The sequence below is a fragment of the Rhizobium acaciae genome (genome assembly GCF_025941625.1).
Lineage (GTDB): Bacteria > Pseudomonadota > Alphaproteobacteria > Rhizobiales > Rhizobiaceae > Rhizobium > Rhizobium acaciae.
Window position 1 is genome coordinate 713,051 of sequence record NZ_JAPCZO010000001.1, and the last position, 14,397, is coordinate 727,447.

The window sequence follows — 14,397 nt, forward strand, 5'->3', positions numbered from 1 at the left end:
TCAGGATAGACGCCGGCCATCCTCGCCAAAAAGGTGCAGGACGGCGGGGTCGAGGTGCAGCGGCAGGCTGTCGCCAGATTTCATCCGCTGCTGGCCGGCAAAAACCGCAATCAATTTCTTACCGCCTGCGTCGGCGTGAACGACGGTTTCCGAGCCCAGTTCCTCGACAAGGGTGACACGGGTATCCAGTCTGCTCGCTGAGGCCGCGTCGGCAAGGGTGATATGCTGCGGCCGGATGCCGATGCTGACCCTTTCGCCCGTCAGGCGGGCCTCCTTGGCAATCACGGAGAGTCGATGGCCGCCGACGGTTTCGACCTCGGCGAAACCGCCCTCGTGACCAACGATCGCACCTTCGAGGAAATTCATGTGCGGCGCGCCGATGAAGCCGGCGACGAAGCGGTTCGCCGGCCTGTTATAGAGTTCCAGCGGTGTTCCGACCTGCTCGATCTTGCCGCCTCTCAGCACGACGATACGGTCGGCAAGCGTCATCGCCTCGACCTGGTCATGGGTGACATAGATCATCGTCGCCTTCAGGCGGGCGTGAAGGGCCGCCAGTTCGGCCCGCATGCTGACCCTGAGTTCGGCGTCGAGATTGGATAGCGGCTCGTCGAGCAGGAAGGCATCCGGCCGCCGCACGATGGCGCGGCCGATCGCGACGCGCTGGCGCTGGCCGCCGGAAAGCTGGCCCGGACGGCGCTGCAGGAAAGGCTCAATCTCCAGCATGCGCGCAGCGTCGGTGATGCGCGCTTCGATTTCGGCTTTCGCCACCTTGGTGTTTTCGAGGCCGAAGGCGAGGTTTTCCCGGACGCTCATATGCGGATAGAGCGCATAGGACTGGAAGACCATGGCCAGGCCGCGATCGGCGGCGCTGATAGCGGTAACATCCTTCCCGTCGATGGCGATGCTGCCGCCTGTGGGCTTATCGAGGCCGGCGATCAGGCGCAAGAGCGTCGATTTCCCACAGCCGGAGGGGCCGACAAAAGCGACGAACTCGCCGTCATTGACATGAAGCGAGACATCGCGAATGACCTCGACGGCGCCGAAATTCTTGACGATGTTCCTGAGCTCGAGCCCGCTCATGCACTCTCCTGTTTCATATGTAAGCTGGCCTATTTGAGCCCCGAGCCGGCAATGCCCGTGGTGATGAAGCGCTGCAGGAAGACGAAGATCAGCACGACCGGGATCATCGAGACGACGGTCATGGCGAGGATGTAGTGCCATTGCACATTGAGCTCGCCGGCATAGACGTTGAGGCCGACCTGCAGCGTATAGAGTTCCTTGCGCGAGAGCACGATCAGCGGCCAGAGGAAGTCGTTCCAGCGCCAGACGACGGAGAAGATCGCCAGCACTGCGAGCGCCGGCGCCGACAGCGGCAGGATGATACGCCAGTAGATCTGCCATTCGCTGGCCTTGTCCATGCGCGCGGCGTCGAGCAATTCGTCGGGGATCGTCAGCATGTATTGCCTGAGCAGGAAGACGCCCGTCGGGGTGGCGACCGTCGGCAGGATGACGCCCCAGAGGCTGTCGAAGAGATTCAACGTGCCGATGACGGAATAGAGCGGCACCACGATGACCGAAAGCGGTACCATCAGCGTCGCCAGGATCATCAGCATGACGGCAGTGCGGCCGGGAAACTGGTATTTCGACAGCGCGAAGGCGGCCATCGAATTGACGAGCAGCGTAATAGCCGTCGCCACGACGGTGACGAAGACGGAATTGCGCAGGAACAGGAAGAAATCGAAGCGCTGGAACGGTTCGGTGTAGTTGCCGCCGGCGAATTCGACCTGGCGCACCGGCGTGCGGTCCTTGATATTCGCCTTGACGATTTCACCCGGCTGTTTCGGATCGACCATCTGGCCGATGATGCCGATGCGGCGGACTTCGGCGAGCACGCGGGTGCTGCCATCCGGCATCGCGACATTATAGAGCGGCAACGGCTTGTCGTAACCCGGCACCACTGCCTGTTCGGTGACATAGGGCAGGAAGGACGGCGGGAATTCGGCAAGGGCCGCCGGCGTCTTGAACGAGGAGAAGACCAGCCACACGGCCGGGCCGAACATCAGGAACACGCCTGATATCAGCCAGATCCAGGTGACCACATCCGTCCAGTGCCAGCCTCGGCCGCGGCGGCGGAGCAGAAAGGCAGAGACGGCGCTCATTGGCGTGCTCCCTTCTTCTCGTTGCGGCTACTGACGCCGAGCTGGACCAGCGTCAGGATGACGAGCACGATGCCCATCAGGATCGAGGCAGCCGACGCCAGCCCTGGATTGCGCAGCGAACTCGCAAAACCGGTCTCATAGATATACTGGGTGATGTACATGGTGCTGGTGCCCGGGCCGCCGCCGGTCAAAACGAAGACCTCGTCGAAGATCTGCACGGCGCGGATCAGCGCCAAGACCAGCACGACGATGAGGTTCGGCATCAAAAGCGGCAGGGTGATGCGCCGGAAGATGCGGATCGGGCGGGCGCTGTCCATCGCCGCCGCCTCGTAGAGATCCCGCGGGATCGCCTGCAGGCCGGCGAGCAGGATCAGCGCATAAAAGCCCATGTGCGCCCAGACCGAGACGAAGACGGCGAAGAAAAAGGCCCAGAAACGATCGCTGAGCCAGGAGAAGGGTTCGAAGCCGAAGGGGCTCAGCGCATAGTTCAACAGGCCTTCGCGCTGCAGGATCCATTTCCAGATCAGGCCGACGACGACGGGCGACAGCAGCACCGGGAAGAAGAAGACGGCGCGCCAGAAGCCGCGATTGGAAAGCTCGCGGTTGAGAATCAAAGCCGTTGCGAGCGCTGCGATCAGCATCACTGTGACCTGGAAGACGACGAAGACGGCGGTGTTGCGCACCGCCGCCCAGAAAGTGTCGGCGGCGCAGGTCGAGGGATCGAGATAGCTGCGGCAATCGAAGAGGATGCGGTACTGGTCGGCGCCGACATAGGTCCTGTTCTGCAGGAAGATGGCGCTGCCGCTCGTCGTCGAATAGATGAAATTGATGACCAGCGGCAACAGCACGAAGACGGTGAAGATCAGCATGTTGGGCGCCAGGAAGACGCCCGCCATGCCGTTCAGCCCGGTCAGTTTCTGCCAGCCACGCATGGGAATATCGACGATCCCCATGGCAAGCCGGACAGGCGCCAAGAGCGCCTGCCGCAGACCGGTTCTGGCCGGTGGTTCAGAAGAAACCGTCTTCGCCGTCATCTGTTCTTCCGTCAGTTGCCGGCGACCTTGGCCTTGATGTCCTCGTCGATGCGGGCATAGGCGTCGTCGAGCTTCATTTCGCCGGCGATCACCTGGCTGATGCGGGCGACGATGGCGCTGTAATAGGCGTCCGACCACTTCCAGCCCGGCAGCTTCATGGCGGGGGCCGCCGTCTGGCCGGCCGCTTCGACGAAGGCCTTCAGCGCCGCCTGCACGTGCGGATTGTCGGTCTTGAAGCTCATTTCGCCGGCGGCGACACCCTTATGCGCGGGAATGAACAGGCTGCGTTCGGCAAATTCCTTCTGCACGTCGGCGCCTGCCAGGTAATCCATCACCTTGGCGACGTCCTTCGGGTTCTTGGTGTATTTGACGGCAACCAGACCGGCGCCGCCCTGCATGCCGGAGCATGCGGCCGTGCCGCAGGGGCTTCCCGCCATCACCCAGTCGAAATTGTCGCCGATCTTCTGGGCGAAGCCCGAAATCTGCCAGCTGCCCGAATAAAGATAGGCAAGGCCGCCATTGATGAAGTCTTCGGCGGCGGAGCGGTAGGTGGTGCCGGCAGCACTGACCCAGACATCCTTGTTGATGATGCCGTCCTCGTTCCACTTGACGAAGCGGCTGAGGAAGTCCTTGGCGCCCTGATCGATCGGCGCCGGCTTGCCGTCAGCGGCGATATAGTTGGCGCCGTAGGAGATGTTCGGGCCGGAGACGCGGTGGCCGGAGCGGTCGATCGCCATGGCGAAGACCTTCTGGCTGTCGGCGACCTTCTTGGCGGCCGCCGCCCAGTCGTCCCAGGTGGCTTTCGGGCCGGGGATTTCGACGCCAGCCTGCTCGAACAGCGTCTTGTTGACGAAGCCACCGGTCAGCGTCAGCTGCGTCATGAAGCCGGTGATGGCGTTCGAGCCGTCCGGACGCATCCAGTCGGCCTGGGCGCCGAAATTGTCCTCCCAGTATTTCGCGTCGGTGAGGTAGGGCCGAAGATCGAGCCAGTGCTGGGCCGGCGCCTTCAGGTTGGTGAGGCGGGCGATATCCGGCCCCTGCCCGGCTTCGAGCTGCACCGGCAGCTGTTCCTTGACGACGTCATAGGAGACCTCGTCGAGGATGACGTTGACGTCGGGATTGGCCTTCGAGAAGCGCGACAGCAGATCCTTGATCACCTCGCCTTCGCCGCCGTCGGAATACCACATGATGCGCACGTCGCCGGCATGGGCGGCAACAGAACTCAAGAGAACTGCAGCAAAAGCCGCGCCGATCGATTTCATTCTGGTCATTTTTTCCTCCTCTTGATCGATCAATTCCTGCGTCCGGCCGGTCCTCCACCTGCCGGACACGTCGTCTACGAGGCCGCGCGCCGAGGCTGCCTGCCCGGTATCTTCAGATGTACCGCGTCTCCCCGCACCGACCAGTCCGTCGGGCGAAGAATGCGGCCTTCGGCGCGCACGGTGCCGTCTTCTTCGAAGACGACCCGGCCATAATCCGGATCGATAACGATCAATGCGCCCTCGTCGTCGCGGCGGGCCGAAAGCGTGGTGAAACGCGCCTGCATGCCGTCAAGGCCACCCTCGCGCCCGATATCGGAGAGACGGACGATCCAGCGGCCCTTGCGGCCGGCCAGTCGCAGCTCGATATCCGTCGTCGGGCCTTGTTTTACCGGCTCCAGTGCGCCGTTGCCGATCAGCATCGCAATGCCGTTGCCGGAGCGGGCGAGCGCCAGATTGCCGTCGACCACCGTGTCGTCGAAGGCCTCGAGCGGGAACCAGGCATGGGTGAAATCCGGCTGGCCCTCATGGATCTCGAAATCGAGAATCGCCAGATCGCGATACTGATGTACGCGCGGCAGCGTTCCGCAGCCACCCCAGAAGCTCGGCCGCCCATAACCGAACTGGATGGTCTCGCCGGGATGGTTGATCCAGATCTGCGCTTCCGGCCGGTCGCCCAAGCGCAGATGCAGCACCGTTTCCTGATAGCCCCAGGCACCCGGGCGATAATGGGCGATGGTGCCGAGCGCGGTCTCGCGGGTCTTATAGTGGTAGAGGGCGGCGAAGCGGTTCTCGCCCTGGGAAAAGGTCCATTCCTGCGCGTCGTCGGACTGGTGCGCCGCAATGGCCGAAAGCGCTTCTGGAAAACGCAGGCCATGATCGCGAATGCAGACGGCAAGCTGCGGCAAAGCGTGGACACGCCGGCCGTACCAGCCGCGGCCCCAGAGCAGCCGGGCGATAGCGGAGAGTTCGACCGAGCGGCCGGGGCGCAGTGTGTGTTCGTAGGAGCGGCCCTGGCTGCCGGTCAGCATGCCGTGATGGGCCGAGCGGGCGACGATCTCCATCAGGCGGACGATGCTGGCACTCGCGCGGTTGCGGATCGTCTCATCCGGCGCACAGGCGGCCAGCGCCGTCAGCCCCTTGAGATCGATCGGGAAATAGGGAACGGAATTCCACTCGGCCATTTCCCAGCGCTCGAAATGATCGAGCCAGGCGCGAACACGCTCTTCGCCGACCTGCATCTGCTCGGCGCCGGTGCGGCCGGAGCGGACGAAGACGGCATCTGGGAACAGCCTGCCGCCGAGATAGGCCGCGGTATGGAAGAGAAGCGCGTGGTTTTCCGAAAAATACCACTGAACGTCGTTGCCGGGCTCATCCATCCAGAAGCGGTAATTGAGGACGGCGTGCTCGATCCTGTCGCGCAGCGCAGGTGACAGCAGATCGCTCCAGCGCGTATAGGCAAAGAGCAGCGGCACCAGCACGAAATCGGCGCAGTCGTGACAATCCTCGATGACCGGCAGCATGGCCGAGATCATCGCCTCGGTTTCCTCGCCGCCCTGCCCCAGCGCAAGGCGCGCGAAAGCGCAGACCGTGTCGGGCTCGGAATGGCCGGCGACCTCAGCCAGCGCCTCGGCGACGCGGTCCTCCAGGGCGGCGGGCGCTTCCCCCTGGCGTTGGGGATGACAGATCTCGACGCCGAGCGTGCGACCGAGCGAAAGCTCGCCTGTTTTGAAGGTGATCCGGAAATGGCGGAAATCGGCGGGCATATCAGCCGAGGTTCCGAGCGCCAGCTTGGTTGCTCCCGCTTCCAGCTCGAAATCATAGTCGAAGCGCTCGATCGACATGAAATCGCCTTCGATCTCGGCATGGCAGCTCAGCGCCACCGGCAGCGGCGCGGGGAAAAGGATCGTCACGTCTTCGCCGAGATAGGCAGTGCGGTCGAAGCGCATGCCTTCGAGGATGACCTCCAGCGCATCCGCATCGCCGGCGGCGATGGGAACGGGCACGGCGGTTTCAACTTCCGGTCCTTCGACATAATCCAGCTGGAAATAGAAGCGGGCGTCGCGCTCGGCGAGATCGTCGAAATAGACGCGGATCTCGTTGAGGCCGGCCACGAGATCGACCTCGAACAGCTGCTCGGCTTCGAGATTGCGCTGGTAAGGCGCCATGAAGCCCTGCTCGCGACCATTGACGAAGAGGATCGAGCCGCCGCAGGTCGACAGGCGAAGCGTGGCACGCCCCACTGAGCGGGCATCAAGGAAGGTGCGCGCCCAGCAGCCGATGCGCGTCGGGCGAAACCAGAAGCCAGAGAGATCGACACGCGGGGAAGCAAAGGGAAGCCACCAGCGGGCGGCCTCGAATTCGACAGCCGGTTGCGGCCGCCGGCCGGAGAAGGATTTTTTGAATTCGGCGCGGCAGGGATATTCATGCGGGATGAAGTTCTTCGTCTTGGTGACGAAGAAGAAGGGATCCATGCTGCCGTCCATCGGACGGTCGGCGACGTCATAGCGCTCCTGCCACAGGTTGGCGAGCTGCCAGTAGGCGATCGGGCTATCCTTCGCCGTTGCGCGGCGGAGATGGGATTGCTGCTCAGTGGTCATATTTCAGCCCGCCCCAGAACAGTTGGAGCATGATGTCGCCCGAAAACCGCTCACACTTTTCGGCATCATGCTCGATCCTTGAGACGCCGGGTAAAACGCCGGCGCATGGATTGGCCCTCTAGCCGCATCTTCAAAGCCTCCCTGCTCTGCCGCTCGTCGCGGACTCCTCAGGCAACAATTGTGCATAGGCATTCCATTTGCGCAATCTGAAAGATTTTTGCATAGTAGTCTGGAGCGAGGAGATGACATGGCGGCGGAAGAGAAAAAAGGCAGGCGTACGCGCCTCGACGACATTGCCGCCAGATGCGGCGTCTCGATCAGCACGGTGTCGCGTGCGCTGGCCGGCGAAAAGGGCGTCAGGCCGGAGATCCGCAAGCTGGTGCTGGAAACGGCAAGTGCGGTCAGCTACGCCCTGCCGGCGAGCGTTGCCGGCAAGAAGGTCATGCTCGTCGCCTCCGGCGCGGCGATGATCGACTATGTCCGCAACCAGTTCACGCTCTATGTGCTCGAAGGATTGAATGCGCGCGCGGCCGCCCTCGGCATCGAACTGGCGATGCGCCCTGTCGCCGACAAGGGGGATGAAGCCCGCGTCGTCGCCGAGATGCGTGATGATCCGAGCTTCGGCGGCATGCTGATCCTGACCGTCGACGAGGAGGAGATGCTGGCGGCGGCCGCCGATCTCGGAAAGCCCGTCGTGCTCGTCAACAGCGACGATCCCTATATGCGGCTTTCGAGCGTTACGCCCTGCAACCGTTCGGCCGCCTTCATCGCCGCCGAGCGGCTGATCAAGGCCGGGCATCAACGCATCCTGTTCATGCTGAGGCCGGGGCGGCGGACGATCGAGCGGCGTCTGGAGGGCTGGCGCGATGCCCTGCAGCACCATGGGCTGACGGCCGATGCCGATCTGGTGCTCGAAGTCGACGACTGGCTGCCGGAACTCGGCGCCGAAGCGGTCACCCGTCTTGTCCGAGAAAAAGGCCTCCCCTTCACCGCCATCCTGACGGCGGGCGACAGTCTTGCCAATGGCGCGGTGCGCGGATTGCAGGCGATGGGTTATGCGGTGCCGCAGGACATCTCCGTCATGGGCATAGACGACCTGCCGCAGTCGGCCTTTCTCAATCCGCCGCTCTCGACGGTGCATATTCCGATGCGCGAACTTGGCGCCACCGCGCTCGATCTGCTGCGCGACATGATGCTCGGCCTTGCGGCCCCACGGCGGCGGGTCGAGCTTGCCTGCCATCTCGTCGAAAGGGGCAGCGTCGCGGCGGTCAGGCATGTGTCTGCTGTGACGGAGGGGCGCTGAACCACACCGCGATCGAGGATATCAAGCCTCGATGAAACTCGCTTCGAACAGTTCCCGCGCATAGGCATCATGCGTGGTGCCGGCCTGCAGATCCGCTTTGGTGAGTTCGTCGACGAAGCAACCATTCTTCATGATCAGCACCCGGTCGCACATATGGGCGATGACCGCGAGGTCATGGCTGACCAGCAGATAGGTCAGGCCCTTTTCCTCGCGCTGGTCGGCCAGCAGGTTGAGGATTTCCGCCTGGACCGAGACGTCGAGCGCCGAGGTCGGCTCATCGAGCAACAGGATGGGCGGCGACAGGATCAGGGCCCGGGCGATGGCCACCCTCTGCCGCTGGCCGCCGGAAAGCTCATGCGGAAAACGGTTTGCGAAGCTCGCCGGCAAACCGACCTGGATCAACGCTCTCTCGACCTTGGACCAGATGTCGGAATGGCGCATGGCGCGCAGCGGTTCCGCCAGGGCGGTGCCGATACGATGGCGCGGATGCAGGGAGCCGTAAGGGTCCTGAAACACCATCTGGGCAAATTTCAGCTCCTCGCGGGAGCGCTTCTTGCCGATCGGTTTGCCGCCAAGCTCGATGTGACCGGTCCAACCGGCCTCCATGCCGGCGAGGCACCGCAGCACCGTCGATTTGCCGCATCCGGATTCACCGACAATGCCGAGCGTCTCCCCCTGGCCGACCTGAAAACTGATGCCCCTGACGACATGGTTGCTTGATTTGCCGGAGGCAAAGACAACATCGAGGTCACGCACATTGATCATTGCGCCATCTCCAGACCGAGTTTCGTCCTGTCGAGAACAGCAAGCCGGCGAACCGGGTTCCTGGGGTCGGGCAGCGCAGCGATCAGCCCGCGGGTATAGGGATGGCGAGCATCCTCGAGACGGGTCAGGGTCTCGACGATCCGGCCGGCATACATGACGATGATGCGCTCACAAAAGGCTGCCACCATGCGAATGTCGTGGCTGATCAACAGCAGTCCGGAATTGTTCTCGCGCACCAACTCATCGAGCAGCAGCAGCACGTCCTTTCGGACGCTGACATCTAGCGCCGAGGTCGGCTCGTCGGCGATGACAAGCTTCGGCCGCGCCAGCAGCATCATGGCGATCATCACGCGCTGGCCCATGCCGCCCGAGATCTGATGCGGATAAAGCGCCATGACCCGCTCCGCATCGCTGATGCGCACGCGCTCCAGCATGGCGCGGGCAGCCTCAAACGCCTGTTTCTTGTGAAGACCGAGGTGAAGGCGGGCAGCTTCGGCGATCTGTTTACCGATCGAAAGCACCGGATTCAGCGAATAGCGCGGATCCTGCATGATCAGCGCAATATCCTTGCCCCGCAGCGCGCCCATCTGACGCTCGGACTTCGAAAGCAGCGGATCGCCGCTAAGATCCATGCGTTCGGCGGAGACCACCGCGGCCGGCGGCAGAAGACGCATGATGGCGCGACCGGTCGTCGATTTGCCGGAACCGGATTCTCCGACGATCCCGACACGTTCGCGCCCGACGTCGAAGCTGACATTGGAGACAGCAGGCACGGCGCCTCGGCCGAAACGGACGGTCAATCCTTCGACGGAAAGAACGGGCTGCAGATCACGATCTTGCATGGCGGGGATCCAAAAGGTCGCGCAGAGCATCTCCGGCGATGTTGAAGGCAAGGCTGGTGAGGAGGATGGCGATACCCGGCATGACGGCAACCCACCAATAATCGAGCATGAACTTGCGGCCGCTGGAGATCATCGCGCCCCATTCCGGCGCCGGCGGCTGAGCGCCAAGCCCGAGGAAGCCAAGCGAAGCCGCCGTCAGAATGATACCCGCCATGTTGAGCGTCAGGCGAACAATGACGGAGGGAACGCACATCGGCGCGATATAGAGAAGAAGGATGCGCATCGGCGATGCGCCGTAAAGGCGGGCGGCGACCACATAATCGGCGTTTCTGACGACAAGCGCCTCGGCGCGCGCGAGCCTCGCAATCGGCGGCCATGCGGTCAGCGAGATCGCGATGATTGCGGTGGTCAAGCCGGCGCCGAGTGCCGCAGCAAAAGCCAGGGCCAGGATCAGCGACGGGAAAGAGAGAACGATATCGGTGGCGCGCATCAGCAGCGCATCGGTGCGCCCTCCGAAGAAACCAGCGACAACGCCGATCAACAGGCCGATCGGGCCGACGATCAAGGAGATCGACAGCACGGTCTGGATGGTGATGCGCGTGCCGAAGATGAGGCGGCTCAAGATGTCCCGGCCGAATTCGTCCGTGCCTGCCAGGTGCGCGAGGCTCGGCGGCTGCAAGGCATCGCCAAGCGACTGTATGACCGGATCGTAGGGCGCCAGGAGCGGCGCAAAGATCGCGATCAAGCAAAGCAGACCAAGGATGACGAAACCGGCAAGACCAAGCGGCTCGTGGGCCAATTTGCGGCCGGCGCGCGCAAACGACGCCGCGATTCGGGTCGACACACTTGGAGGGCGGATCTCTATTTCGCTGCGGATGACATCGCTCATCGGGCCGCCTCCCGCATGCGCGGATCAAAGACGGCGTAAGCGACGTCGGCCAGGAAGTTCAACAGCATGAAAATGAATCCCACAATGATGGTGCCGGCGACGATGGCGTTCATGTCGCCGATCATCAGCGCGTTCGTCATGTACTGGCCAATGCCGGGCCAGGAGAAAACGATCTCGGTCACGACAGCGCCTTCGAGCAGACCGCCATAGGAAATGGCCAGGATGGTGATCAGCTGCACCGCAATGTTCGGCAGGACGTGGTGCCAGATCGTGCCGAGCGGGCTTACACCCTTGGCTCGGGCCGCAATGACATAATCCTGGCTCAACTGCTCCAGGGTGAAGCTGCGCGTCATGCGGGTGATGTAGGCCATCGCCGCATAGGCAAGGATGACGGCCGGAAGAATGATATGGCCGAGTGCATTCCAGAAGATTTCCGTCTCGCCCTGCAGCAGGCTGTCGATCAACAACAGCCCGGTGCGCGGCGTGACGAGGCCTTCGTAGAAGACATCGATCCGACCCGGCCCGCCGACCCAGTTAAGGCCGGCATAGAAGATGACAAGGCCGACGATGCCGAACCAGAAAACCGGGATCGAATGACCGACGAGCGCGACCACGCGGGCCGTCTTGTCGATGAAACTGTCGCGAAACAGCGCTGCGACCAGTCCGAGCGGGACACCAACGAAGGTCGAAATGATCACCGCCAGCGTCGCGAGTTCAAACGTCGCCGGAAAGGCTTGGGCAAGATCCGAAGAGACGGGATTGCCGGTGAGGACGGCCGTGCCGAAATCACCATGCGCCAACCCGTTCAGATAGAGGAAAAACTGCTGGTAGATCGGCAGATCGAGCCCCAGACGCGCCCGCATCGCCGCATAGGCTGAGGGATCGGCGAGCTCGCCGACGATTGCGCCGACCGGATCGGTGGGCAAGACGCGGCCGATCACGAAGGTCACACATAAGAGGATGAACAGGCTGACCAGCAAATGCGCCAGGCGTCGGCCAAATTCGGCTACGGAGAGTTCCTTCATGATCGGCTGTCCTGGGAAGTATTACTGGGTTTCGACCTTGGTCACGTTCTCGAGACGCGTCAGCTGAGACGGGTGCCCCACATATCCCTCGACCTTGCTGTTGAGGACGATCGGCTCAAAGCGCTCGAAGAGCGGAAGCACCGCAGGCTTCTGTTCGACGAACATCTTCTGCATCTGAACATAGATTTCGCCACGCTTCTTGGCGTCCGGCTCCATCGATGCTTTCGCCGTCAGGGCCGTGAGTTCCGGGATGTCCCAGGCCGAGCGCCAGACGAAGTTGCCGGCATTGTTGGCTTCCTTCGAGTTGTCGGGATTGGAGGAGAACTGCTCCATCGAACCGAGAACGTTCGGCATATAGGCGCTGGTCTGCGGGATCAGCAGATCGAAATCCCTGGCGCGATGGGCGGCGATGATTTCCGAGCCGTTGCCCTGCTGGATGTCGATCTTGATGCCGATCTGGGCAAGCGATGCCTGGATGGCGGTGGCCAGATCGATGCGCGGCGTTTGCGCGATGGTCTTCAGCGACAGCGAGAAGCCGTCCTTGAAACCTGCCTCGCTCAGCAGCTGCTTGGACTTTTCGACGTCGAGATGCCAATCGGGGTTCGGGATGGCGTATTCGAAATTCTCCGGAACGGGAACGTTTCTGGCCCGGCCGTAAGGGCCCATGATCGTCTTTTCGATGCCCTTGTAGTCGATGCCATAGGCAATGGCTTCGCGAACCTTCGGGTTGGCGAGGTATTTGTTGCCGGCATTCATCGACAGCACGTAGAAACCGCCCGTCGGAATACGCTGGATGGCAAAGCCCTTCTTGTCCTGGAAGGTCGCAAGATCCGATGCGGTCAGCGCGCTGGCAATATCGATATCGCCGCGTTCGAGCATCAGCCGCTCGACCTGGCTTTCAGGCACATGCCGGACGATGACGCGGCGCATCTTCGGCGCGCCGGCCATATAGTCCTTGTTGGCATCGAGGATCACCAGTTCGTTCGGAGACCAGCGATTGAGGGTGAACGGACCGGAGCCGGCCGAATGGGTTCGCATCCAGGCGTTTCCGTAGTCGTTATCGACGGCGTGGCTCTCGACCTCGACGCTGTCGACCACGCTGGTCGTCGTCGTCGTCAGCCGGTAGAGCAGAAGCTCTGCCGTCACCTGCTCGGAGAGATCGATCCGCACCGTCTGATCATCGACGGCCTTGACGAGCTTTTCGACATTGTCCTTGTCGTAACCGACGCGCTTGAGGTTGGCGGCGGCGGCCTGGTCCATCTTCAGGAGCCGCGCCAGCGAATAGACGACATCCTTCGAGGTGACCGGGTTGCCGGAGGCGAAATTGGCCTTGCGCAGCGTAAAGGTGATGCCCTTGTCGTCAACCTTCCAGCTTTCCGCCAGCTGCGGAAGGATCTTACCATCAGCCGTGCTGGCGACCAGCCGATCGTACAGATTCGACATGATCTCGACCGCCTTGCCTTCGGTCGCCTGCTGCGGATCCAGCGACAGAACCTGCGCCAGCGATGTGCCGACCACCAGCTGGTCCTGCGGGGTGGCGGCCTGCGAGAGCGGTGCAGCGATCGTCAGGGCGCCGATCACGGCGCCGACGAACAAGCCCTTAGAAAAATGCTTCATTGTCAGTCCTCCCTAGACTACTATAAAAGACATATTATGTCGCCCGTATGTCGTATTATGATTTATCGAAGTCTGATATGATTTGCAAGACCCGAGCGGGAGACGTGATGCAAAGGGATTGGGGGAACGGACAATGACGACACTCGGCGGTGGCCGGCAAAGACTGGCGCAGCAGGTCATCGATCAGTTGCGGGCGCAGATCGAGACGGGGAAGCTACGGGTCGGCGACCAGCTGCCGACCGAGCCGCAGCTTGAAGCGACATTCGGCGTCAGCCGCACCGTGGTGCGCGAGGCCATTGCCGATCTGAGGTCTGCAGGCTTCGTCAAGCCTATCCAGGGCAAAGGCGTCTTCGTCGCGGATCCGAAGGCGCATTCGGTCCTGTCACTAACGCCGGTGGAGATCAAAAGCATTCCGGAAACCCTGGAATTGCTGGAGTTTCGCATGGCGGCCGAGGGTGAAGCGGCGGCAATTGCCGCCTATCGCCGCACGGCCGAGCAAGAGGCGGCGATTCGCGAAGCCAACCGCAGAATGGCGCACCTGATCGAAACCGGACAGCAAACGGTGGAGGCGGATTACGCCTTCCACATGGCGATTGCCGCCGCCACGAACAACCGATTCTATGTCGATGTGCTGCGCCATTTCGGCCCCAGAGCCATCCCCCGCGGCCAGTTTCCGACGCTGCCTGAGGCCAATGACCGCAGCTATCTTCAGAAGGTTTATGCCGAACATGTCGAAATCCTCTCGGCAATCGCCGATCAGGATCCCGAACGCGCCCGCCAGGCAATGCGCGCCCATATGCTGGCCAGCCAACGCCGCTACCGCATGCTCGCCGAGCAGCAATAGGGCTCGACACTCTTCAAAATTCATATTATGTCATATGACATTGTGTAATTTCGAAAGAGA

12 protein-coding genes are annotated in these 14,397 nt (G+C 62.4%); 2 read left to right on the forward strand and 10 right to left on the reverse strand.

Going from position 1 to position 14,397, the window contains the following annotated elements:
* The 5 genes from OLZ32_RS03560 to OLZ32_RS03580 form a co-directional block, all read right to left on the reverse strand.
* Entirely contained in the window at positions 1-1,080 is a 1,080-nt protein-coding gene (locus tag OLZ32_RS03560) for an ABC transporter ATP-binding protein (RefSeq protein ID WP_264395574.1), read from the reverse strand.
* Positions 1,081-1,109: 29 nt separating this feature from the next.
* The gene (locus tag OLZ32_RS03565) at positions 1,110-2,159 is read right to left on the reverse strand and encodes a carbohydrate ABC transporter permease (RefSeq protein ID WP_003539547.1); all 1,050 of its coding nucleotides are present in this window, start codon (positions 2,157-2,159) and stop codon (positions 1,110-1,112) included.
* Positions 2,156-3,193, reverse strand: a complete 1,038-nt coding sequence (locus OLZ32_RS03570) for a carbohydrate ABC transporter permease (RefSeq protein WP_138329511.1) — start codon at positions 3,191-3,193, stop codon at positions 2,156-2,158. The genes OLZ32_RS03565 and OLZ32_RS03570 overlap by 4 nt, the downstream gene beginning before the upstream one ends.
* 11 nt (positions 3,194-3,204) lie before the next feature.
* On the reverse strand, positions 3,205-4,464 hold the full coding sequence (locus OLZ32_RS03575; RefSeq protein WP_264395575.1) for an ABC transporter substrate-binding protein: 1,260 nt from the start codon (positions 4,462-4,464) through the stop codon (positions 3,205-3,207).
* Between the two features lie 65 nt (positions 4,465-4,529).
* Complete coding sequence (locus OLZ32_RS03580) at positions 4,530-7,052, reverse strand: hypothetical protein (RefSeq protein ID WP_264395576.1); 2,523 nt, start codon at positions 7,050-7,052, stop codon at positions 4,530-4,532.
* A gap of 247 nt (positions 7,053-7,299) precedes the next feature.
* Between OLZ32_RS03580 and OLZ32_RS03585 the strand changes: the two genes are divergently transcribed.
* Positions 7,300-8,355: a LacI family DNA-binding transcriptional regulator gene (locus tag OLZ32_RS03585; RefSeq protein ID WP_264395577.1), complete on the forward strand. Its 1,056-nt coding sequence runs from the start codon at positions 7,300-7,302 to the stop codon at positions 8,353-8,355.
* A gap of 21 nt (positions 8,356-8,376) precedes the next feature.
* Here the strand turns inward: OLZ32_RS03585 and OLZ32_RS03590 are convergent, their stop codons facing one another.
* Genes OLZ32_RS03590 through OLZ32_RS03610 form a run of 5 tightly spaced genes read right to left on the reverse strand, consistent with a single transcriptional unit; the run spans position 8,377 to position 13,493 of the window.
* Positions 8,377-9,120 (reverse strand): ABC transporter ATP-binding protein, encoded by a 744-nt coding sequence (locus OLZ32_RS03590; RefSeq protein WP_072638523.1) that lies wholly within the window; start codon positions 9,118-9,120, stop codon positions 8,377-8,379.
* On the reverse strand, positions 9,117-9,962 hold the full coding sequence (locus OLZ32_RS03595) for an ABC transporter ATP-binding protein (RefSeq protein WP_017988285.1): 846 nt from the start codon (positions 9,960-9,962) through the stop codon (positions 9,117-9,119). Before OLZ32_RS03595 ends, OLZ32_RS03590 begins: the two co-directional genes overlap by 4 nt.
* On the reverse strand, positions 9,949-10,851 hold the full coding sequence (locus OLZ32_RS03600; RefSeq protein ID WP_003539529.1) for an ABC transporter permease: 903 nt from the start codon (positions 10,849-10,851) through the stop codon (positions 9,949-9,951). The genes OLZ32_RS03595 and OLZ32_RS03600 overlap by 14 nt, the downstream gene beginning before the upstream one ends.
* A complete protein-coding gene (locus OLZ32_RS03605; RefSeq protein ID WP_222349698.1) occupies positions 10,848-11,876 on the reverse strand; it encodes an ABC transporter permease in 1,029 nt (342 codons plus the stop codon). The genes OLZ32_RS03600 and OLZ32_RS03605 overlap by 4 nt, the downstream gene beginning before the upstream one ends.
* Before the next feature lie 21 nt (positions 11,877-11,897).
* Complete coding sequence (locus tag OLZ32_RS03610) at positions 11,898-13,493, reverse strand: ABC transporter substrate-binding protein (RefSeq protein WP_264395578.1); 1,596 nt, start codon at positions 13,491-13,493, stop codon at positions 11,898-11,900.
* 133 nt (positions 13,494-13,626) lie between these two features.
* Between OLZ32_RS03610 and OLZ32_RS03615 the strand changes: the two genes are divergently transcribed.
* Positions 13,627-14,337, forward strand: coding sequence for a FadR/GntR family transcriptional regulator (locus OLZ32_RS03615; protein WP_011651913.1), 711 nt, complete (start codon positions 13,627-13,629; stop codon positions 14,335-14,337).
* Positions 14,338-14,397: the final 60 nt, after the last annotated feature.